16 protein-coding genes are annotated in these 20,956 nt (G+C 48.9%); 14 read left to right on the top strand and 2 right to left on the bottom strand.

What is annotated here, in order from left to right:
• Positions 1–12 precede the first annotated feature (12 nt).
• Both QMA13_RS31375 and QMA13_RS31370 read right to left on the bottom strand, forming a co-directional pair.
• On the bottom strand, positions 13–807 hold the full coding sequence (locus tag QMA13_RS31375; RefSeq protein WP_282937559.1) for a helix-turn-helix domain-containing protein: 795 nt from the start codon (positions 805–807) through the stop codon (positions 13–15).
• Positions 808–920: 113 nt separating this feature from the next.
• The gene (locus QMA13_RS31370; protein WP_282937558.1) at positions 921–1,142 is read right to left on the bottom strand and encodes a helix-turn-helix domain-containing protein; all 222 of its coding nucleotides are present in this window, start codon (positions 1,140–1,142) and stop codon (positions 921–923) included.
• A 207-nt stretch (positions 1,143–1,349) separates the two neighbouring features.
• Here QMA13_RS31370 and QMA13_RS31365 point away from each other — a divergent pair, with 207 nt between their 5' ends.
• From QMA13_RS31365 to QMA13_RS31300, 14 genes are all read left to right on the top strand, one after another.
• Positions 1,350–1,793, top strand: coding sequence for a hypothetical protein (locus tag QMA13_RS31365; protein ID WP_282937557.1), 444 nt, complete (start codon positions 1,350–1,352; stop codon positions 1,791–1,793).
• A gap of 82 nt (positions 1,794–1,875) precedes the next feature.
• A complete protein-coding gene (locus QMA13_RS31360) occupies positions 1,876–2,841 on the top strand; it encodes an aldo/keto reductase (RefSeq protein WP_282937556.1) in 966 nt (321 codons plus the stop codon).
• Positions 2,842–3,167: 326 nt separating this feature from the next.
• The gene (locus tag QMA13_RS31355) at positions 3,168–5,456 is read left to right on the top strand and encodes a helix-turn-helix domain-containing protein (RefSeq protein ID WP_282937555.1); all 2,289 of its coding nucleotides are present in this window, start codon (positions 3,168–3,170) and stop codon (positions 5,454–5,456) included.
• A 255-nt stretch (positions 5,457–5,711) separates the two neighbouring features.
• A complete protein-coding gene (locus QMA13_RS31350; protein WP_282943661.1) occupies positions 5,712–6,641 on the top strand; it encodes an ABC transporter permease in 930 nt (309 codons plus the stop codon).
• A gap of 3 nt (positions 6,642–6,644) precedes the next feature.
• The gene (locus tag QMA13_RS31345; protein ID WP_282937554.1) at positions 6,645–7,517 is read left to right on the top strand and encodes a carbohydrate ABC transporter permease; all 873 of its coding nucleotides are present in this window, start codon (positions 6,645–6,647) and stop codon (positions 7,515–7,517) included.
• A 51-nt stretch (positions 7,518–7,568) separates the two neighbouring features.
• Positions 7,569–9,104 (top strand): extracellular solute-binding protein, encoded by a 1,536-nt coding sequence (locus QMA13_RS31340; protein WP_282937553.1) that lies wholly within the window; start codon positions 7,569–7,571, stop codon positions 9,102–9,104.
• Between the two features lie 108 nt (positions 9,105–9,212).
• On the top strand, positions 9,213–10,556 hold the full coding sequence (locus QMA13_RS31335; protein WP_282937552.1) for an FAD-dependent oxidoreductase: 1,344 nt from the start codon (positions 9,213–9,215) through the stop codon (positions 10,554–10,556).
• Between the two features lie 357 nt (positions 10,557–10,913).
• Entirely contained in the window at positions 10,914–14,177 is a 3,264-nt protein-coding gene (locus QMA13_RS31330; RefSeq protein ID WP_282937551.1) for a hypothetical protein, read from the top strand.
• A 209-nt stretch (positions 14,178–14,386) separates the two neighbouring features.
• Entirely contained in the window at positions 14,387–15,190 is an 804-nt protein-coding gene (locus QMA13_RS31325) for an alpha/beta fold hydrolase (RefSeq protein WP_282937550.1), read from the top strand.
• A 36-nt stretch (positions 15,191–15,226) separates the two neighbouring features.
• Positions 15,227–16,207: a sensor domain-containing diguanylate cyclase gene (locus tag QMA13_RS31320; RefSeq protein WP_282937549.1), complete on the top strand. Its 981-nt coding sequence runs from the start codon at positions 15,227–15,229 to the stop codon at positions 16,205–16,207.
• A 158-nt stretch (positions 16,208–16,365) separates the two neighbouring features.
• On the top strand, positions 16,366–16,983 hold the full coding sequence (locus QMA13_RS31315; protein ID WP_282937548.1) for a hypothetical protein: 618 nt from the start codon (positions 16,366–16,368) through the stop codon (positions 16,981–16,983).
• Between the two features lie 161 nt (positions 16,984–17,144).
• Positions 17,145–18,995, top strand: coding sequence for a cyclic nucleotide-binding domain-containing protein (locus tag QMA13_RS31310; protein WP_282937547.1), 1,851 nt, complete (start codon positions 17,145–17,147; stop codon positions 18,993–18,995).
• 335 nt (positions 18,996–19,330) lie between these two features.
• Positions 19,331–19,906: a sigma-70 family RNA polymerase sigma factor gene (locus QMA13_RS31305; RefSeq protein WP_282937546.1), complete on the top strand. Its 576-nt coding sequence runs from the start codon at positions 19,331–19,333 to the stop codon at positions 19,904–19,906.
• Complete coding sequence (locus QMA13_RS31300) at positions 19,896–20,951, top strand: hypothetical protein (RefSeq protein ID WP_282937545.1); 1,056 nt, start codon at positions 19,896–19,898, stop codon at positions 20,949–20,951. Before QMA13_RS31305 ends, QMA13_RS31300 begins: the two co-directional genes overlap by 11 nt.
• The last annotated feature ends 5 nt before the right edge of the window (positions 20,952–20,956 follow it).

The raw sequence follows: 20,956 nt of genomic DNA, 5'->3' as shown, positions 1-20,956 counted from the left end.
ATCAGGCATTCATCACTTCTGACCATGCCATACATAACGAAGGGTTAATTCATGTGGCAGTTTCTCTAACTCTTTGACGGTTTTGCCTGCAAATTTCTTGGATGTTTTGATGAGGTGAGACTGATCATAGTAACGATGCTGTATATCCTTCCTCAATCCTTCATCCTCAACATGTTTTCTAAACTTCACAATATCTCCATAGACCTTTGGGTTCAGTCCGATCTGTTTTTTGAAGAAACGCTCAAGCGTACTTTCTGAAATACCAAAAAAATTTGCCATACTCACAATGTTCAAGTTTTCGTACTCTCGTTCTATATAAGTTAGCATCTTCTCTATACGGTCAGTATCCTTCTTATTTAACGTCATTTTATGCAACAAATAATGATTGATTGCTGTGATATGTTGCTCCACATCTTTAGATCCCATCATCATTCGGTAAAGTTCATCTAGATCAGGATCCACATCAATGGCCTGTACGATTCGCTCTGTCAATTCGAGGCTGGGCACATGAAACAATTGTATAAAACCTAACGGAGTTAATGAAATCCCGATTTGATACAGCTTTTGCCCATATCTAACATGTTTAGCCCTTTTCATTTGACCAATTACAACCGTATTGGGGATCACCACTTCCTGATCATCTCCCACCAGCCTATAAGCAGACGCATAATTGAAAATGATATTGATATGCCCCAGCGGCATAATAATATCTTCTCTGTTGTCATCAGCGAGAAAATCGAAGTCTACGACCCAGATATAGTCCACTATCTTATGTAAAGCATTTATGGGTTCATAGGTTCGAATCATCGAATGCTTCTCCTTTTAAAAGGCTGGTGAATTCTTTTTTGTCCCCAAAGTGGTCGATAAGAGCGGTAACGGTAACAAGGTGGAGGCTATTTGACGCTGACTTTTATTTCAACTTAATCCTCAACCTCTACCAAATCTATAATCTCTTTAATATCCTTGATGTTCAGCGCTTCCGCGATTCTTTCGATATGACTAAAGTTAATATTTCCCCTTTTACCAGTAGAAAGCTCGCTTAAGGCAGCGTGACGCACATCAGATAATCTAGAAAGCTCACGTAAGGAAATATTGTGCTTCTGCGTTAGTTTGGATATGTTTACAATTACTCTTTTGCTCAAGAGGGATCACCAACTATGCACGGTATAGGTATTGCTATACGCAAAAACGTACCATATAATAAGAATTATGTTGGTACGTAAATGCGTAACATTACTCTAAGCGAGGTGATCCCCCTGAAATATTTCATTTCAAAGATACCTCTACAAGCAATTAAGAAATACATAGACATAGAACCTAGCACCGCATTCTTCGATCTCCTCTTAACCATGGAAACCGATGGAACAGGCAGTCGTGTTCACTACCGACCTCACGGAGAACCAGTCCCATATGAGGAACTGGATATGTGGTATGGCTCGCTGCTGGAGTACATAGATAACACAGACATCCTCAAATCGATGCTAGTACATCTAATTAACGACACTAGACGAGATATCCGAATCTATGAGGAACAGTTACTAGGATTGCCAGAAGAGGAGCTTGCTAAACGATGGGTTCATAGAAGTCTGACTCCTAACTATACGATTTCGGTTCCAAGCCGAGGTGAAATGCTGAGGCGACATATAGATGAAGAGAAGAGGGACCTGAGGAAATATGAAAGGATGCTGTATTATTTATTGATTTATGGGGATAACTGTTCTTTCAAAGAAAGCTTACGTAATATCGCTAATAATTCAGAAAAAATAAAACCGAAATTCCCTTTCAACATTTGACGAGATTGAATAAGATTAGGTAATCTATAATTATTCATTTGTAAAAGCATACAAATATCTAAAAGGAAGCGGGAATTATTCTATGTCGGAACAGTTGCTTTCAAATCGGCCACTTGGCAGTACGGGCTTGTTAGTCTCTCCGCTGTGTGTTGGTGGGGCTCCATTCGGAGATATGCCAGAAACCTTTGCTTTTAGCGCTCCAGAAGAAACAGCACTAGCAACGATTCGTGCTGCTTTTGCAAGTTCAATTAACTTTCTCGATACAGCTGCGGCTTATGGGGATGGTGAGAGTGAGCGGCGTATTGGTAAGGTCATTAAAGAGAATGGCGGACTCCCAGCGGGTTATGTGCTTGCTACCAAAGCCGACCGCTGCTTACAGACAGGTGACTTCAGCGGTGAACAAATCAAACGCTCCATCGAAGGAAGTCTCCAACGCTTAGGACTAGATCGCCTGCAATATGTGTACATCCATGATCCGGAACATACCACCTTTGAAAATGTTATGGGACCCGGGGGACCGCTCGAGGTACTGAAAAACTTCAAGGATCAAGGAGTCATCGAGCATATTGGTATGTCTGGTGGTCCAGTTGATATGCTTATTCGTTATGTAGAAACCGGAGAGTTCAGCGCGGTTGAGACCCATAACCGATACACGCTGCTCAATCGATCAGCTGAGTCTTTGCTGGATGTCGCCAATCGATTGGGTGTTGCAGTCATCAACGCAGCCCCTTATGGCAGCGGTATGCTGGCAAAAGGTCCAGATGCCTACTCCCGTTATGCCTATAGCGATGCGCCTCCGTTGCTGATTGAACGTGCAAGATCGTTTGCGCAAATCTGCCAGGAATTTAATGTCCCTCTAGCAGCCGCTGCACTTCAGTTCTCTATGCGTGACCCTCGTGTCACGAGTACGGTCGTTGGCATGTCGAAGCCGGAGCGGGTCGCTCAAACCTTAGAGCTAGCCACTTTACCGATTCCTGCCGAGCTGTGGTCTGCTATAAGTGAGATAGAATATGATACGGAAGATCCTGAAGCTAATAGATTTAAATAATAAGATAGATTATTAATAGATTAGATTTACAGTAAAACCAAAAGAAACCGTTCCTAAGTAAAATGGAAGCACCACCCACCATTTACGAAAGGAACGGTTTCTTTGTACATTTAATAGGCAAGGACCCTATGCTTGCCAATGGACTTAGAAGAGGATATTCCCCGGTGTAGAAATAACCGGATCTATTCGAAAGGGCCAGCCTGCTGCTGGATAGTGAATCAACCCGATAATCCGTTCTAATGATTATGCCCTGATTATGGACTTCCATCAAACCCGTCTCTATAATAGGAGAAACATTAGACGAAACGGCTTACGAGGGAGATGCCATGAAAATTCGTTCCAGCAAATATTTCACCCGTCTCTTAATGTACAGTCTGCTGATCGGCTCTATTCCAGCTATTATCGTTGGAGTGATCTCCTATTACAAAGCCTCCTCGATAGTTCAGGACAAGGTCAACTATAGTAGCATGGCGACACTTCAGCAGACCCAACTTCGTGTGGAGCAAATCCTCAAGACGATCGATCATTCGGTTACACAGTATATTAGCTCGCCCCTCGTAGGGAATGCTATGTCGCTCCCTTATTCAGCAGCCCATTATCAGGTTTATAATGAAATGTACCAGAACATGGTACGCAGCCAAACCTTCGAGCTGACCATAAACAATATGACGGTACTGAATTTAAAAGGTCAATGGGGCGTCGACAACAACAATATTTTTACATTCGACGATGTTAGAAATCTGGATCAGCTTCTCCGGTATGAGAAGCTGCCTTCATTTTCCCTCTGGGTAACGGACGAGGACAAGAGTTCGCCAAGTATTAATCTCGTGAAGAAAATCCCGCTGAATTCACTGAAAGCCAACGGACTGGCCATCGTGACTATTGCCGAGTCACAGCTGGCGAGACTTCTGGCAGCCGACAGCCGGATTGGCAGCATCATGGTCATGGATAAGGATTACCGTCTGTTGTCTCGAAGCGATCAGAAAGTGCAGCCATCCGGCTTGGAGCAGCTGGTTGCCGAGGTGCAAAGGCGAAGTGAAACGGAAGGACAATTCAATGTAGAGCTTGACGGGGACAATACAAGCGTCATCATGCGCAAGTCAAGTTACAATGGCTGGATTTATATATCTGCCATATCCATAAAGGATGTTACCCGAGATTCCCGTTCTATAGGCTGGGTTACTCTGTTTGTATGCCTGCTCATGGTCCTGGTAACCGGCGGACTGGCACTGTTCGGTTCCCGGACGTTCTACCGGCCGGTTCGGAAATTGGTCGCGACGATGGCTGACAGATTCGGAGATCTGCCTGAAGAAGCCCGTACCGATGAATTTGCCTTGATCGGCTATCGGCTGCAATCCATGCTGCAGACGGAATCCCTCCTCCTGGACCAGCTTACGGGACAAGTGCGGGAGCTGAAGCAGTTTTTTGTCATGAAGCTGATTCGTGGCGAGGAGAAAGAGTCTCAGCTCCCGGTCAGATTGAAAGAGTATGGCTATCAAGCCAATTGGCAGTGGCATGCCGTACTCGCCATTCAGATCGATTCTCTGGAGAGGTCCCAGTATAATGAAAATGACCGTGATCTGCTGCTCTTCGCCATCGCAAATATCGCAGGCGAGCTGATCCCTGCTGAGGAACGGCTAGATCCGGTGCTGCTGGAACAATCCCAGATTACGGTTGTCGGTGGGGCCGGAACTATGGATGAGGAGTACAAGAACCGGTTGTTTGCCGTGGCGGAGCTTATCCAGAGAACCGTGCTGCATTACCTGAAGCTGCAAATTAGCATCGGGATCAGCCGTCCCCAGAAGCGACTCATTGATATCTCCCTCTCGGTCGAGCAAGCACTAGAGGCGCTTCGCTACAGGATTCGTTACGGCCCGGAATCCGTTCTGTTTATCGATGATGTCCAGCCTGAAGACGTGGTATCCAGTGTGTTCCCGCACCGTGCGGCCAAAGAGCTCTACGATGCAGTTAAGTTGGCTGATAGGACAAGGACCGACGAGCTGTTGGAACGCTGCATGGAACTGATCTTTCAAGAGCAAGCCGACTGGCGCCAATACCGGATGGCATTGGTGAGGCTGTACACTATGCTGACCGAGCTTGGACAATCCGAGGCAATAGCGGATGCAAAGAAGGATACAGAGGAGGAATTACCACCCGATCAGGAAAAGCAGCTTTTTGACAAACTACTTGATCTAGAATCCCAGGAGGAAATCCGCCATTGGTTTAGCGATATCGTCATTGCCCCGATCATGCGCAGGCTGGAGCAGCAGAGCAAGTCTCACGCCAAGAAAATATCGGACCAGTTAACGGATTTGATCCACCATCACTTCGACACCGAGCTTACCCTTGAGGCTTGCGCTAGGCAATTGAATTACCACCCCAACTATTTGGGGCCGCTGTTCAGTAAGGAAAAAGGGATTAGCTTCAGCGAGTACCTGCAAAACTACCGTTTGCAGATGGCGAAGCGATGGCTGGTCGAGACGGATATGAAGATCGCGGATATCGCGGAAAGACTAACCTACACCAACCCTCAGAATTTCATCCGCTTTTTTCGCAAGATGGAGAATATGACGCCCGGACAATACCGGGAATTGCACGGTCATCACAAAAGTTGAACGCATCAATCGAAGACTCCCTCGATAGGTTCCCAGCCTGTCGTTGGGGGTCTTCTTCATGTTGTTATAACATGATTATTCCACACGTGATGATGATTATATCCACTCCAGCGACAAACTCCCTTCCTAATGATTATCCCCCGATTATAGACGTCCGCTTGTCGGCCGCTTATCTTGAAGGTACGCACAGAAAAGACAAGAAACACGAAGGTGGAGTCGAAGATGAGTCAAATCAAAGGAAATCTTGCGCTTGAAATGTCTGTCGCTGCTAAGCCGAAGAAGCAAAGCTTCTGGGGGCAGATAGGGAGGAACAAATGGCTGTATGGGATGCTAGCCCCAGGGGTGCTTTACTTCCTGTTGTTCAAATACGCCCCTATGTGGGGTCTTCTTATGGCTTTCAAGGATTACCAGCCTTATCTGGGCTTTTTCGGCAGCAAGTGGGTTGGCATGAAGCACTTCGAGCGGCTGTTCCATGATCCGGCGTTCTGGATGCTTCTAAGGAATACCCTAGTGCTGGCCGGGTACAATATTGTCTTCTTTTTTCCCGCACCGATCCTGCTCTCTCTTATGATTAATGAAGTGCGCCGAGAGAAATTCAAACGGGCCATACAGACCGTTATCTACGTGCCCCATTTTGTCTCCTGGGTCGTGGTGGTCGGCATCGCTTATACCTTTTTTACCATCGACGGTGGACTGGTGAATGAAGCCATCATGGCAATGGGTGGGGACAAGATCAACTTTCTCGCCAGCGCAGGATGGTTTAGAACCATGATCACACTGGAAGTCATTTGGAAGGAAACGGGATGGGGGACCATCATATTCCTCGCAGCCTTGGCAGGGGTCGATCCTCAGATTTACGAAGCCGCCAAAATGGACGGTGCGGGAAGGCTGCGCCAGCTATGGCATGTGACACTTCCGGCCATCCGCTCTACCATTATCATTCTTTTTATCCTCCGGCTCGGTACCTTTTTGGACACGGGCTTTGAGCAGATCTTCCTGATGCTGAATCCGATTAACCGTGAGGTCGGGGAAGTGTTTGACACTTATGTATATACGGCGGGGATTACGCAAGGGCAGTTCAGTTTCAGTACCGCTGTCGGCCTTTTCAAGTCGATTGTCGGATTTGTACTGGTCATCGGCTCCAACTGGATGGCCAAAAAATTCGGTGAGGAAGGGGTGTACTAATCTATGAATCAACAAAACCGAAGCTGGGGACCCCGTCTGTTCGAGTGGACTAACGTTGCTATCCTGCTGTTGGTGTCGGCTGTGATGCTCATCCCGTTTCTATATATCCTATTGATTTCCTTCGCGACGGAGCAGGAGGTGTTGTCCAAGAGCTTCCTCGTATTTCCAACGAAATTCTCGTTGACGGGCTACCGTTACATCTTCTCTACTCCCATACTGCTTCGCAGCTTGGCAGTCACCATTGGGGTGACGGTGATAGGGACCCTTGTGAATCTACTGCTGACGGTGCTTATGGCGTATCCGCTTGCCCGCAGAGATCTGTACGGACGCCGTCCCGTCATGCTCATGGTTCTCTTCACGATGGTGTTCAACGCTGGTATCGTGCCTACCTTTTTGATTGTCAAAGCGCTGCACCTCACTAATACCTACTGGGCGCTTATTATTCCTGGCGCGATCAGTGCTTTTAATATGATCATCATCAAAAACTTCTTCCAGCAGTTGCCTGACGGTTTGGAGGAGTCGGCCAAGATTGACGGCTGCAATGACCTTGGGATTTTGTTCCGTATTGTTATTCCGCTATCTCTGCCTGCTATTGCAACCTTTGCGCTGTTCTATGCAGTGACTCATTGGAATACGTTCCTGAGCGCTATTTTGTACATCAACGATTCGAAGAAATGGCCCATTCAGGTCCTGTTAAGACAGATCGTGATTTTGTCGGAGAAGGGGTTGTCCGATATGAACGAGGCGCCCCCTCCGCCATCCAAGATTATTAACATGGCGGTTATCGTGTTCTCCACCGTCCCGATTCTGTCGGTTTATCCCTTTTTGCAAAAGCACTTCGCCAAGGGAGTGCTGCTAGGTTCAGTTAAAGGATGACTTGTTCATCTTTTGATACAATATCTTCAATATGATAAGGGGGAGTAAGACATGAAGCAGTTAAACCACAAAATGTCCCTAACGGGTCTAGCACTAATTCTGACAACCGCTAGTTTGTCGGCATGCGGCGGTAATCAGGAAGCAAAGAACACTAACGCAACTTCAAACGGACCATTTACATTCACGATGATGAACCAGTATCCCTCGACAGAGCCTCCCAAGGCCGACAATCCGATTATTAAGAAGATCGAGGAATACACCAATACCAAGATCAATGCCACCTGGGTTCCGGCGTCTGCTTACAATGACAAGGTTAATGTCTCCATCGCCTCCAATGATCTGCCTCAGGTACTGATGATTGCGGATACCAAGTCCTCATCCATCATCAATGCAGAGCGGTCGGGCATGTTCTGGGAGATCGGACCCTATATCAAGGAGTTTCCCAATCTGAGCAAGTACAACGCTAGTGAGCAGGTACTGAACAATATCTCCGTGGATGGCAAGGTATACGGTTTATACCGAGCCAGAGCTCTAGCCCGTCAGGGTATCGCCTTCCGGCAGGATTGGTTGGACAATCTAGGCTTGCAGCAGCCCAAGACCATCGATGATCTCTACAAGGTTATCCAAGCATTCGCCTTAAACGATCCGGATAAAAACGGCAAAAACGATACCTTCGGGCTAGTGGAGGCCGAGGATTCCGGAGGCGCAGGCGCCATGGGTCTCACGGGCTTCCAGACCATCGCCTCTTTCTTCGGAGCGCCCAACCAGTGGGATATTCAGGATGGCAAAGCAGTTCCTATGTTTATGACTAAAGAAAATATGGAAGCCATGAAGTTCTACAAGAAGCTGTATGACGAAAAGCTGATTAACCTGGATTTCGCAGCAACCAAAGTCAGCAAACAGCAAGAGCAATTTTATCAAGGCAAGGCCGGCATGCTGTTCACTACCCTCGACTTCGTAATCACCGGAGGAAACGAGCTGAAGAAAGCTAATCCTGCTGCCAAGATTGATATTGTCAGCAAAATTCAGGGACCTAAGGGAGAGCGGGTGTTTGCAACCACAGGGTATAACGGAATGTTCGTGTTCCCGAAGGCCACCGTCAAGTCGGAGGCGGAGCTGAAGCAGCTTCTTGGTTTCTTCGACAAAATCGTAGATGACCAAATGCTGTATACCTGGACGTGGGGGATCGAGGGTGTCCATTACACCAAAGGAGCGGACGGAGAGCCGGTCATCTCTGACCAGACGGCATATGCCAACGAGGTATCTCCCCTCAAGCAGCTGCCTACCTATGACGGTGCGCTGATGATCTGGAAGGGGAAGGGGGAGGCGGACAATAAATTCCGTACCATGATGAAAAACAATGAGGCCATTGCCGTATCCAACCCGGTGGAGCCCCTGATCTCACAGACCGCTGTGGAGAAAGGAACGGAGCTGAACAAGATCATTGCCGACGCCCGTGTCAAATTCATTATGGGAACCTTGGATGAAGCCGGCTTCAATAAAGAAGTGGAGAAGTGGCGCTCTCAGGGCGGGGATCAGATGATCAAGGATTATACGGAACTGTATACGAAGCAGGTTAAGAAATAATGCGGCTATGCAAAGAAAATGAGGTCCGTTACGAGTTATTGCTGGAGGAAAATGGATTTGGGCTGCGGGCTTATCTTGTGAAGCCACGCATTCGGGAGGTCTAACGAAATGAATAATGAGTCTTTTGATTTTGATATTATCATCGCGGGTGCGGGTGTCGGAGGAATAAGCGCTGCGTTAGCTGCTGCGAGATTGCAGATGAGAGTGCTGCTGATTGAGCAAGCCAAGGAAGTGGGGGGGACAGGTGTATTCTCCAGTGTATCCTTGGTATGCACCTTCCGGGATTCCTGGGGCAAACCGATTACCAGTGGCATTCACCGGGAGTTGTTTCCCGCCTCATACACGCATTACAATGAGAAGCTTGTTCCTACTTATGATGAGCAGGAGCTGAAGGCAGCATACGAGAGGCTATTGGCTTCCGAACCGACCCTTACGCTGTGGACCGACTGCAAGGTGACCCGAGCGGATAAGCAAAATGGACGTATTGTCCGTCTGCATATCCAGGGCAGTCGAACGGTGGCGGTTACCGCCAAGATATACCTCGACGCCACTGCCGACGGCAATCTTTCCGCGTTAGCGGGATTGGAGTACAGGTTGGGCAGAGAAGGCGATGGGCGGATGCAATCCGCCACCGCCACCTTCAAGGTCAGCGGCATAGACTGCTCCCTGCTGAAGGAGCCAGATATTCGGCAGTGGTCGGCCATTCATTCGCTCCGTAGGGAACTATTGCCTTATTACCTCGACATGAAAGCGGCAGGCCGCACCGGCAACCCTCGACAGGGCGTCACTTGTTTTCCTTACCCAGATGGCAAGGCCCTGCTGTTCAATTCTACTTCGGTGCTGGATGTAGACCCTACCCGCCCAGAAACGGTTACCAGAGGCAGGGAAGAGGGAATTCAGCAGGTGCAAGAGTTGTTTGAGGCCATCCGGCAGCATCCTGCTTTCCATCATGCGAAGCTGGATTACATTGCCCCCAAGCTGGGTGTCCGAGAGGGGCGGCGTATTGTCGGAGAATATGAATTAACCGCAGAGGACTGCCTGCAGAGCAGGCGCTTTGACGATATGGTGGCGGCATGCGCCTATTCCTTGGACATTCATAGTCCGGATGGAGGTGCCACTAGGCTTGAAAGTATTCCCGAGCCAGGCTATTACCATATCCCATACCGTTCGCTTATTCCCAAGGGCTGTGCCAATCTATTACTCAGCTCCCGATGCATCAGCGGCACCCACGAAGCTCACAGCTCCTACCGGATCATGGCTTCGGTCAGCGCCATCGGGGAAGCGGCGGGAACAGCAGCTGCGCTCTGTGTGTTCCAGGGTCTTCAGGATGTCCGGGAGGTCAAACCATCCCACACCCGGTTCATTCTCCAGCTGCGGGGTCAATTTATAGAAGGAGAGGTGGAGCGGATTCCGATACCTGCAAGCTCTGCATGGGCAGAGGGAATGGATTAATCTTGAAGGGATAGCATGCTGAGCTATCCATTGCTCGCATCCGGGCGGCTGAGCAGTCCACCTATTGCGCCAATATAGCTTTGGCAGCGGCTTTAAAGCCTATTGAACAACGTGCGAAGGGTCCATTTGAATCTGGAAAAGCGTAAGCGTTCGCCTTTGAAATCGGATTCTCTCCATAATCAGGAGTAAAACAATCCAAAGAATCCGATTTCAACAGCGATTGGAAGATCAAATGGACACCGCACCGGACTTTTTCATCGGTTAGATTTCCGTCGAGCAGGCAGCTAAACTCAAAATAGTAAACGCTTACAAATAAGGGGATATCGGATTTTAGGCCAAGATAAGGGAGTGAATGTGATGTTCGTGAAAAAGTGGATGATCTGTTTAATGCTTGTATTGCTTTTGTCAGTCAGCGTTTTTGGGGAGATGGCGCCCCAGGCCCTCGCTGCCCAGCCGCAGGCCGTCGCAATCTTGAGTTCGCCTCCCGTTTACAGCGGTGTCATCAAGGCTTGGCCCGGTGACGCGGACAAAGATCCGGCGCATGCCGCGACGACCAAGAACGGCATGGCGTGCTGGACGACGTCACAAAATCCGCTAAACCCCTACGTCTATGTTGATGTTGCGAGCTCCGCGAAACCTGCGGGCGCGACGTATGCGATTGTGTCCGTCGATTACTTTGACGCAGCGGCGACGACCCTAGCTGTCGAGTACGACGGCCAGAGCAACGCCTTTCAAGCCACTCCATGGATGCCCACAAGCGGCAGTCAGACTTGGAAGAATCAGATCTTTGAACTGAGCGGAATCAAGTTCGCCAACGGCACGAATGGCGCAGATTTCCGTCTGCGCGTTCATAGCCTCAACGGCGTCATCCCAGGAATCTGTTTCGCACGAGTCCAGGTGACCTTTGCAACGACTCCAGCACTGTCACTAATGAACCCGAGCCTGCTCTTCACAACCAATTCCGCAAACCTGGATTTCGGCACGGTGGGTGACTCGGTTTCATACGACATTTCAGATGATCAGGGCGTGAGTCTCCGCACGGGATCTATCCCCGTAGGCTCTGACGGACATGCGCTGCTATCCGTGCAGGACCTCGGGCCGGGATTCTACAACCTGACTTTCTCAAGCCTGATTGATGGTCAAACACTAACACGCATCACAACGTTTGGCATAGTGACGCCCACCCCAGCGGGTGCCTTGAGTCCTGACTCCTTCTTCGGGATCGACTCTCATTTTGGTCACTACAAATCCCTCGAAGATGGACTCATGAACGCATTGGCGACAATCGGCTACGGCCACATTCGAAGCGACATTAACTGGTCGCTAATTGAAAAGCAGCCAGGCGTGTACAACTGGGCTGGGTATGCCTTTGAAGCCAAGTCACAACAGGCTCTTGACCTCGGCATGACTCCCCAAGGAGTCTTGGCATACAACAACGCCAATTATGACAACGGGAAAACACCGAGCTCCGCGGCTGGTCTGGCCGCATTTGGTCAGTTTGGGAAAGCTGCCGCCGAGCACTATAAAGGCAAGGTCCGCGATTTCAACATCTACAATGAGTTTAATGGCACCGGCTTCAATAACGGTGCTTGCGGTACTACCGCAGCCTGCTATCTGCAGATGCTTCAGGCCATGTACGGACCCATTCACGAAGGAAACCCGGACGCGAACGTCATGGGCCCGATTGCAACCACCTTTGACGATAACTGGTATAGTGCCTTTTTCGCTGCCGGCGGTATCAATTACATTGATACGTTTGCGACGAATGTCTACGGCTACGCTTTGGAGGGGGCAAACACCCCGCCCGAGCGCACACTGTTGGTATCGAAGCTTCCTGCGTTGGTGCAGCAGGTGAAGCAGGCGGCTGGAAATCGGCACGTCCCCGTGTGGATTACGGAGAACGGCTGGCCGACGTATGCCGCCGCCTCCACGGAGCCCCAGCAAGCGGACAACCTGGTGCGTGCTCAGGTGCTAGTGATGGCAGCTGGCGTGGACGTCTTTAACTGGTACTCGGCTATGGATGACGGTACGGACCCCAATAATAGGGAGCATCACTTTGGGTTGTTCAGGCAGCCCGTCGATGGCGTACTTGGCGTAGCCCCGAAACCGGGAGCTGTCGCCAACGCAGTGCTCATTCGCGCGGTGACCGGAAAGACGCTTGGTGATCGTGATGACCTTGGCTCCGCTACCGCCTACTCGTATCCTTATGCGGGAGGAGGCTCGACGACTCGGGTGATGTGGTCCACTGGCTCCGAGACCATTGCTTTGCACACAACCCAGCCTCTTATTATCACTAATGAGTATGGCTCAACGCAGACGGTGAATCCGACCGACGGCACGGTCGTTCTGACACTTACCGGCAGCCCGATCTACGTCACCGGCAACGTTGATACCTTAGGCGTGACGCAGTATGCGGTCACGATGAAAGTCGCCGACCAGTCGATCCAAGGAGATACGGTCCCTGTTATAGTGACTGCGGACCGATCGAACCGCAAGACGGACCTTCCCAATGAGTTGACAATCATGGCGAACGGGGCGCAGCCTGTGAAGCTTCGCACTTCCCCAGGCAAAGTTACGAGCGCCACCATCAGCGTTCCTGCAACCACGCTCCTTGGCCAGCGGACTGTGGCTGTCGATGTAACGAAAGTGAAGCCGGGGAACGGGGGCAATAACAATGACAAGCACAAGCCGAGTCTTGTAGCCGGCCTGAGGGCGACGACAACTGTCGTCAAGCCGTTCGAGATCAGCGTCCAGCCGACGATCACGTCGGACGCGGCGTCCAGAAGCTACTTTCTCGATATCGCACTGAAGAATAATCGGAGCAGCGTCCTCACGGCGACGCAAGTTACCTACCAAGTAGGGCCGGCATCAGGGACAGTGTCGGATAGGGTGTATGTCCCAGCAAGTGGAACCGCTTCGATGCGCGTTCCGGTCTCCGGCATTCCGTTATTCGACTCTTTGAGCTATAGCCTGGCCGTCGATAGCGCCGGCGGTTCGGAAGCTTCATCCGGCTCGATTTCCTACGCGCCCATCGAGCCTGCAGACCACCAAACCTTGCCCGCAATCGACCTGGCGACGCAAGCAACCTGGGTATCGATATTAGGGACGCGCAGCGGGAACAGCGACCTAAGCGGTCAGCTGCATATCAACTACAACAACAACGTGCTTGTGATCGACGCCACGATCACAGACGACAAACATTTCGGCGCACGTACACCAAACACCATGTGGCAGACCGATTCCATCCAGTTCAGCACCTACGACCGGGTACCGGGACAGGCCGGAGGCCAGCGCGTCGAAATCGGCGCAGCGCTTCTCGACAGCGGACCGTCGGTTTACACTTTCGCAGCGCCTGCTGGACAGCAGGCGGGACCCACCCCTGGCGCCCAAGCGAGCATCATTCAAAGCGGCAGCATCATACACTATGTCATCTCTGTGCCTTGGGCCTCGCTAGGGTTTAGTGGGCCACCGGCACAGACCATAGGAATGTCATTCCTGGTGAATGACGATGATCGGGGCTCCACGGGTGATTCCCGCGATGGTTTCTTGCAGTGGGGATCGGGAGTCGGAACGACACCGAAGGACCCCTCGCTGTTTCGCTACGCACAACTGGTGCAGTAAAGGACCCGTAGATCATCAGGACCGACCCGGGAAATGAAAAATCAACACAAAAGCTGGCCCCAAGAGCCAGCTTTTCATATTTTCTCTTAACTTTCCGATAAGTTACCATAGAAGATACGATTTATCCAAAATCTCACAATAATGAACTTGCTATTTATGATGGCTCCCTTCAAAATGAAGAGAATGAGATGATGAAGGAGTCATAGGAAATGAACAAGGTTGCAGTACGCAATAATGTGAAAGTCATTGGAGCAGGGGAACGAACCCTCCTTTTTGCCCATGGGTTTGGGTGCGATCAGAGCATGTGGAAATATATTGTACCTTCCTTTGAAAAAAAGTATCGCATTATTCTATTTGATTATGTGGGCTCAGGAAATTCGGACTTAAACGCTTATAGGGCGGATAAATATGATACGCTGCAAGGCTATGTGCAAGATGTGTTGGATATTATTGAAGCTTATGAGCTTAAAGATATTATTTTTATCGGTCATTCTATTAGTTCTATGATTGGGATGCTTACCTCTATTAAGCGCCCAGATTATTTTGATAGGCTGATCATGATTGGGCCTTCCTCGTGCTATTTGAATGAAGCGGGTGAGTATTTTGGAGGTTTTGAGAAAAGCGATATTACCGAGCTGCTGGACATGATGGAGATGAATTTTGCAGGATGGGCTAGCTTTATGGCGCCCCTTGCCATGAATAACCCGGAGCTTCCGATGCTAACCAAAGAACTGGAGCAAAGCTTTATATCCGCAGATCCTGTTATTGCAAGACAATTTGCGGAGGTTACCTTTTTCGCGGATCATAGGAGAGATTTGGCGGCAGCTACAGTGCCTACCCTCATTTTGCAATGCTCGGATGATAGTGTTGTACCGTTAGAAGCAGGGCAATATTTGCACCAGCATTTGAAGAACAGCACGTTCCGGCTGATGGAAGCCAAAGGGCATTACCCACATATCAGTCATCCAGAGGAAACCATCCGTTTGATTAATGAATATCTTGAAAGTCAATGAAGAGATCAACTTGTATTGAAAGGATTATAGACAACCATGGATAAGCGGTTACAATATGCACCATGTGGGTACATCTCCATTACACACGAGGGACTAATTACGGATGTGAATCAAACCTTTCTGGATAAAATGGGGTATACAAAGGCTGATTTGGTTCAAAAGCATTTAGAATCTATCATGTCTATGGCTAACAAACTTATCTTTCATTCGTACTTCTACCCTTTTATTAATCTGAATGGACAGGTGGAAGAGCTGTTTATAAGCTTGAAAGATAGCGGCGGGCAGTCGATTCCTTATCTATTGAACGGACGTAGGCTTGATAATGAAGGCACAGAGATTATTGATTGCATCTTGATGCAGATGGGCAAGCGCATTGATTATGAGAACGAGCTGCGGTCTGCCAAAAAGCAAATCGAAGAGGCGTACTTGGAAAAGGACCAAGCCTTGGTGAAGCTGAAACAACTTCATATGGAAATCGAACAGAAGCAAGCAGAGCTGATGGAGATGAATGCTCTGTTAGTGGAGTTGTCTACAACAGATAAGCTTACTGGACTAAAGAATCGAAGATTTTTTCAGGAAAAACTGGAAGAGCATATCGACTTGTACCGCAGGACTGGACAGCCTTTTTCTTTGCTTATTGTAGATATAGATCACTTCAAAAAGATCAACGATACCTACGGCCATCAGACGGGGGATCAGGTATTGGAGAAATTAGCGGGCATCCTGAAGGCTCATTCGCGCAAAGAGGATGTTGCGGCCAGATACGGCGGGGAAGAATTTGTCCTTATCTTGCCTAATATAGATGCACCGGAGTCCAAGATAATAGCAGAGAATTTACGGCATATCATCGCCCATTCAACTTGGGAAACGGGCAGCTTAACTGTGAGTATAGGCATTGCTACCATCACTGCGAACGATTCAGATGCGACGATCATTAAGTATGCCGATAAGGCGCTCTATGCCTCCAAGGAAAATGGGAGAAATCGTGTGACTCATAGTATGGAGCTGCTGCCTTAAGTTTGACATTAACGCTAGATAAGTCCAAGTCGAGCTATCCCGCTTTTTGCCCTGCGTGCAGCCTTCGCCTAATTTTGCGATATGTGGTGCACTTAACAGACTTAAGGAAAGCTTCAGTGATATAATCAAACCAATGAAGCTAGTAGGGGGAAGCAAGAGTGAATAAGAAAATGGCATTATCTATCGTAGGAACCTTCGTAATCGGGATAGTTGGCGGCGTAGGGTTAATGATGAACGACTCGGCATACAGCTCAGTAAAGGTAGCGCTCGGTGGTCAAGCGACTCAGAATGCTATCGGGTCTATCAATGCTCAAGGCTTGGTTACGACTCAAGTTTCCAATGTCGATTTGGAAACCGCATTAATGGCAGTTCAGTCGGAACGAGCCAAGCTATTGGATGAGCAGTTGAAAACGCAATTGGAAGCAGTGCAAAATAGAAATAACGAAATTGCCAAATTGAATGAGATCCTAAACAAACTAAAATCGAGCCGTCCACAAAAATCGGGTGATACCGTGACATTAGATGCAGATTTGCAGAAAAAATTAACGGAGAGCGGCATCGCGGTTCCGTCATCAAATAAATGGACGCAAGCCGACGTAGACCGCGCGTTGGAGTCCCTTCGCGGTAAAATCGATGCTTTAAGCAACAGTCAGCAAATGGATATGCTTCGTTTGCAAAGTTTGACGAACAAGAGAAACGAAGCCTTTGATACTATGACCAATTTCATCAAAAAAATGGCTGATCAACGCAGCAGCATTATCGGAAATATGAGATAATGAAGCAGCACGGGAACCTGTCCTCGGCAGGTTTCTTTTTTTACATGAGTTTATAAATTTCAGGGCTCCACGCGAAGTATCTGAATTAACGTGGAAACAGGGATCTACTTTGTGGGGTTATTTTATAACAGAGATCTTGGTGAGAAAGGCTGGAAATCGGAATGTCCTTCGATATCGTGGGCTTCTTAAGGAACCATACCCTGCTGCACGGCGTTCCGGAGACGGAGCTTGAGAATGCGGCATCCACCATGGAAACGGTACGCTTCCCTGCTGGGGAGTGGCTGATGCACGAAGCTGAGGAAGGCAACGACTGCTACTTGGTACTGGACGGAAAAGTACAGGTTCATACCCGCAGCCTGATTGGAAAACAAGTCGTGCTGGCGGAGCTCGGATATGGTGCCTTGATCGGTGAGATCGCATTGATCCGCAATGAGAAGCGGACGGCCGGCATTAAGGCTCTGGGCGATGTTACGGTGCTTCGATTGGATCGAACAGCCTTTCAGAAGCTTGCCGAAGCGAGTCCCTTCTTCCATGAGAGCTTAACGTATGCGGCAGAGCTTCGTATGAAGCATGGCTTGCTGCGCAAAGCCTCAATCTGGTCGTCTATCCCCGATTCCGAGCTACGCGGATTAGCTGAGATTACAGTCCGAAGGAATGTGGCGCAAGATGAGACTATTTTGCAGGAAGGTGCTCCTAAGGAGAGCTTTTATATGATAAGCGGCGGTCGGTTCGAGACAACCTCGACTGGCCAACACCGCGCGGTCATGGAGACGGGAGATTTTTTTGGCGAAGTGGCGCTGCTGGCGGAGCAACCTCAATCGGCGACTATCACCGCCATGGAGGACGGAGAGCTGTTGGTTATGGGCAGCGCCGAATTTCAGGCAATCTGGCAGCACTATGCACCAGTGAGACGGCAATTTGCAGAGGTGATGCGAATCCGGCGTCCCGATCTGGTGATTGCTCCTTCTTTTGGGGCGGCAGAGGGGGACGAGATGGCGCCGAGCGCAAAACACGACCTGTTGCCTGCGGAGAAAGCAGGCACTATCCGATCGACCAGGTGGATCGATCTGCTGTTTCTGCTTGGCGGCCTCTTCGCTGTCTGCACCGTTATGGCCGTCTGGCTGCATAACCAACTATGGCAAATGGCGGCATTGCTGGCCGGTGGGCTTGTCGGACCGGTAACTTACGTGGCCTATATTCGTGGCTCGCAGCAGCTTGGGTTTTCCTATGTGCGTCTGGCGTGGATATTCGTCTTGTCGGCGGCTGTCGCGGTTCCGCTTGCTTCGGTGGTGGAGCGCCAATGGCTCTTCGGTCTCGACAGGACTGCTGTCGGGTTTACGGAGCTGAGCGTGCCTCTATCGGTAGCCTTGATTGAAGAAGGCGCGAAGCTGATCGTATGTGCGATACTGCTCAGAGGAGGACGGATGCGGTTCCTGATGGATGCCGTCGTGTTCGGAGCAGCGGCGGGGATGGGCTTTGCAGCCGTGGAAAGCATGGTTTATGGCTGGTCGTATCTGGAACAGGGTTCGACCGGCGAGATGCTTGCGGTATTGTGGGTTAGAGCGCTGCTCTCGCCGCTTGGGCACGGAACTTGGACGGCCATCGCCGCCGCCGGGATCTGGTACGGACTGAACAGGCGCCATGCCGCACAGAGGACGTGGCTCGTGGGCCGACGGCAAGGGCTGGCTGCAGCGCTCCTGTTGGCTGCGGTAGCACTTCATCTGTTATGGGACTTCCATTTCGTAGAAGGCTTATGGAGAGTGCTATCGATGGTTGCCGTCGGAGCGGGTGGCTTGCTTCTGCTGTACGGACTCCTTCGTAAAGGTATGAAGGAGGAGATCTATGCCATTACAGCTCTGAATCCGCTTCAACAGAATGAAGTGCTGAGCGAGGCTGCAGCGGCGGATGCTCTGAAAGCCAAGCCCTTGGTCTGCGGGGGATGCAAGACGCAGTCACCTCCGGATGCTCGCTATTGTGCCCGCTGCGGGCAAGCATTAAGGAGAAAACCATAATTGAACGAAAGCGCCATAGTTTGTTGTCTGGAAATTCACTTTATAATCTAGTGATTGAAGATGAATATGACCCAAATAGGAACGCTTAGCCAATTTTAAATTTATTAGAGGAACAATTGTGGAGGAGCTTGCAGCAATGCAGCTCCTCTTTCTTATTGGGGGCGTGCCAACATTGTAACGAAAATATACGCTAATGACTGTTCAATTGTTAGCGCAACAAATGGTCCTGAGCTTTCTACCTTTCGAGAGGAGTAACAAAAAAATAAAGAACCGAACCTTTTTTTGATAGAGAGACAATATAGTGTGTAAGCTGCTTACTCAGGAGGGCCCTCTGAATGCAAAGTGAATATATGTACCAATTACTCACAAAAATGAAAGATGGTGATCAACAGGCGTTTCATACGATGTATGATGCCACCTATCAGGACGTCTACCGGACAGTCTCCTTTTTGGTGGATCATCAGCAGGATCGGGAAGATGTCATGAATGAGATTTATATGCAAATGTGGACCTCACTTGCTAGCTACGATACGAACCGACCTTTCCAATTCTGGCTGCACGGCTTGGTAATCCGTCAAGTGCAGAGATTTCGGGTCAAGAGCTGGCGGAGATTCCGAATTTTTGAACGCATCCGTGGATTCTTTAGAGAAGAGTCTCATTGGGATCAACCTACTGTGTTAATGGATGGGACGAACCAAATGATATCGCAGGCAATCCAAAAACTGACTGACAAACAGCGAACGGTGATTATCCTCCGCTTCTTTCACGACTATACTTTTGAGGAAATTGCGACATTGCTCGATATCCCACTGGGTACAGTCAAGTCCAGATATCACGCTGGCCTCCAGGCGCTTCGAAAAGACTTATGGAATCTCCCCCCAGAAAGGATGGAAAAGATCAATGACTATTGAGCGAAAAATCCGTGAATCTGTTCTTAAAGAGGCAGAAACTATGGAGTGCCCTGTGGCCATTTCAAAACGAATAGAACAATCCTATTCTCAATATTTGCAACGAAAAAGGAGCGAATTAACCATGAAAAAACGATTAATCGGTGGAATAGTTGCTGCTGCGATTTTGATTCCAACCGCTGCATATGCGGCCCCTACCCTGATTGAATTGCTTACTAGAACACCAATGACTGCTGAACAAGTCAAGGCGGATGAGGTTGGCAAAGCAACACTTGAGAAGCTGTATAGCGCATTTCCCGAAACAAAATCGTTTGAGATTATCGATGCGAGCAACGTTCAAGGTGTCCAAACAAGCATCATACTTCAGGAAAAAGGAGGAATCGGTAAAAAGATTACCCTTCATACGAACGTTATTACCGGTGCGATTGAACACGTGATTAAAGAGAATTGGGAGCCTAAGGAGAAGCCGCTCACTGCTTTAACCGATCAGGAAATCAAGTCGAAGGTAGATTATCTATTGGATAAAATGTATGGCAGCATCAAAGAGTATGAGTTTACTATGGAGCCAATGGAGAACCCGGATCAAAAAACGTTTATGTTGAATTACATCCAAAGGGGATCAATAACACCGTTCTACCAGGTATTTGTTCAGGGCAATACTATCAGTGTTTCTCTGATCGGAGGTGAGAGTACACCTTCAAACAGTAAAGTAGAAGGTTTCTTCTCTACAAAGGGTAAGCCTGATTATTTTGCTGATGCCTATTTAAATGATGCAAAACTGTTTTCTTTACTAAAAATGAGCCCAGCAGAATTAAAACAGGAATTAGCAAAAGGTAAATCGGTTGTGGAGATTGCAGCAGCTAAAAATGTCTCTAAACAACAAGTAATTGATGTCATTGCAACAACACAGGTTGATCTACAAGTTCAAGGTGAAAATAATGGTGATGTTCCTACAAGCAATCGTTCAAATGAACAACTGTTAAAAGCTATTGAACCAAAAGTATTACAAATTATTGAATACAAAGCTGAAACATCATCGAAGAAATAACAAAT

Source organism: Paenibacillus sp. RC67 (assembly GCF_030020805.1).
Classification (GTDB): Bacteria; Bacillota; Bacilli; order Paenibacillales; family NBRC-103111; genus Paenibacillus_S.
This window is presented reverse-complemented; position numbering and strand designations above follow the sequence as displayed.

Excerpts from the sequence above, each read along its gene's own strand:
- QMA13_RS31325 (WP_282937550.1), top strand. The coding sequence starts at position 14,387 with ATGAACAAGGTTGCAGTACGCAATAATGTGAAAGTCATTGGAGCAGGG.
- QMA13_RS31310 (WP_282937547.1), top strand. The coding sequence starts at position 17,145 with ATGTCCTTCGATATCGTGGGCTTCTTAAGGAACCATACCCTGCTGCAC.
- QMA13_RS31305 (WP_282937546.1), top strand. The coding sequence starts at position 19,331 with ATGCAAAGTGAATATATGTACCAATTACTCACAAAAATGAAAGATGGT.
- QMA13_RS31375 (WP_282937559.1), bottom strand. The coding sequence starts at position 807 with ATGATTCGAACCTATGAACCCATAAATGCTTTACATAAGATAGTGGAC.
- QMA13_RS31350 (WP_282943661.1), top strand. The coding sequence starts at position 5,712 with ATGTCTGTCGCTGCTAAGCCGAAGAAGCAAAGCTTCTGGGGGCAGATA.
- QMA13_RS31335 (WP_282937552.1), top strand. The coding sequence starts at position 9,213 with ATGAATAATGAGTCTTTTGATTTTGATATTATCATCGCGGGTGCGGGT.
- QMA13_RS31360 (WP_282937556.1), top strand. The coding sequence starts at position 1,876 with ATGTCGGAACAGTTGCTTTCAAATCGGCCACTTGGCAGTACGGGCTTG.
- QMA13_RS31300 (WP_282937545.1), top strand. The coding sequence starts at position 19,896 with ATGACTATTGAGCGAAAAATCCGTGAATCTGTTCTTAAAGAGGCAGAA.
- QMA13_RS31345 (WP_282937554.1), top strand. The coding sequence starts at position 6,645 with ATGAATCAACAAAACCGAAGCTGGGGACCCCGTCTGTTCGAGTGGACT.
- QMA13_RS31320 (WP_282937549.1), top strand. The coding sequence starts at position 15,227 with ATGGATAAGCGGTTACAATATGCACCATGTGGGTACATCTCCATTACA.
- QMA13_RS31330 (WP_282937551.1), top strand. The coding sequence starts at position 10,914 with ATGTTCGTGAAAAAGTGGATGATCTGTTTAATGCTTGTATTGCTTTTG.
- QMA13_RS31340 (WP_282937553.1), top strand. The coding sequence starts at position 7,569 with ATGAAGCAGTTAAACCACAAAATGTCCCTAACGGGTCTAGCACTAATT.
- QMA13_RS31355 (WP_282937555.1), top strand. The coding sequence starts at position 3,168 with ATGAAAATTCGTTCCAGCAAATATTTCACCCGTCTCTTAATGTACAGT.
- QMA13_RS31365 (WP_282937557.1), top strand. The coding sequence starts at position 1,350 with ATGGAAACCGATGGAACAGGCAGTCGTGTTCACTACCGACCTCACGGA.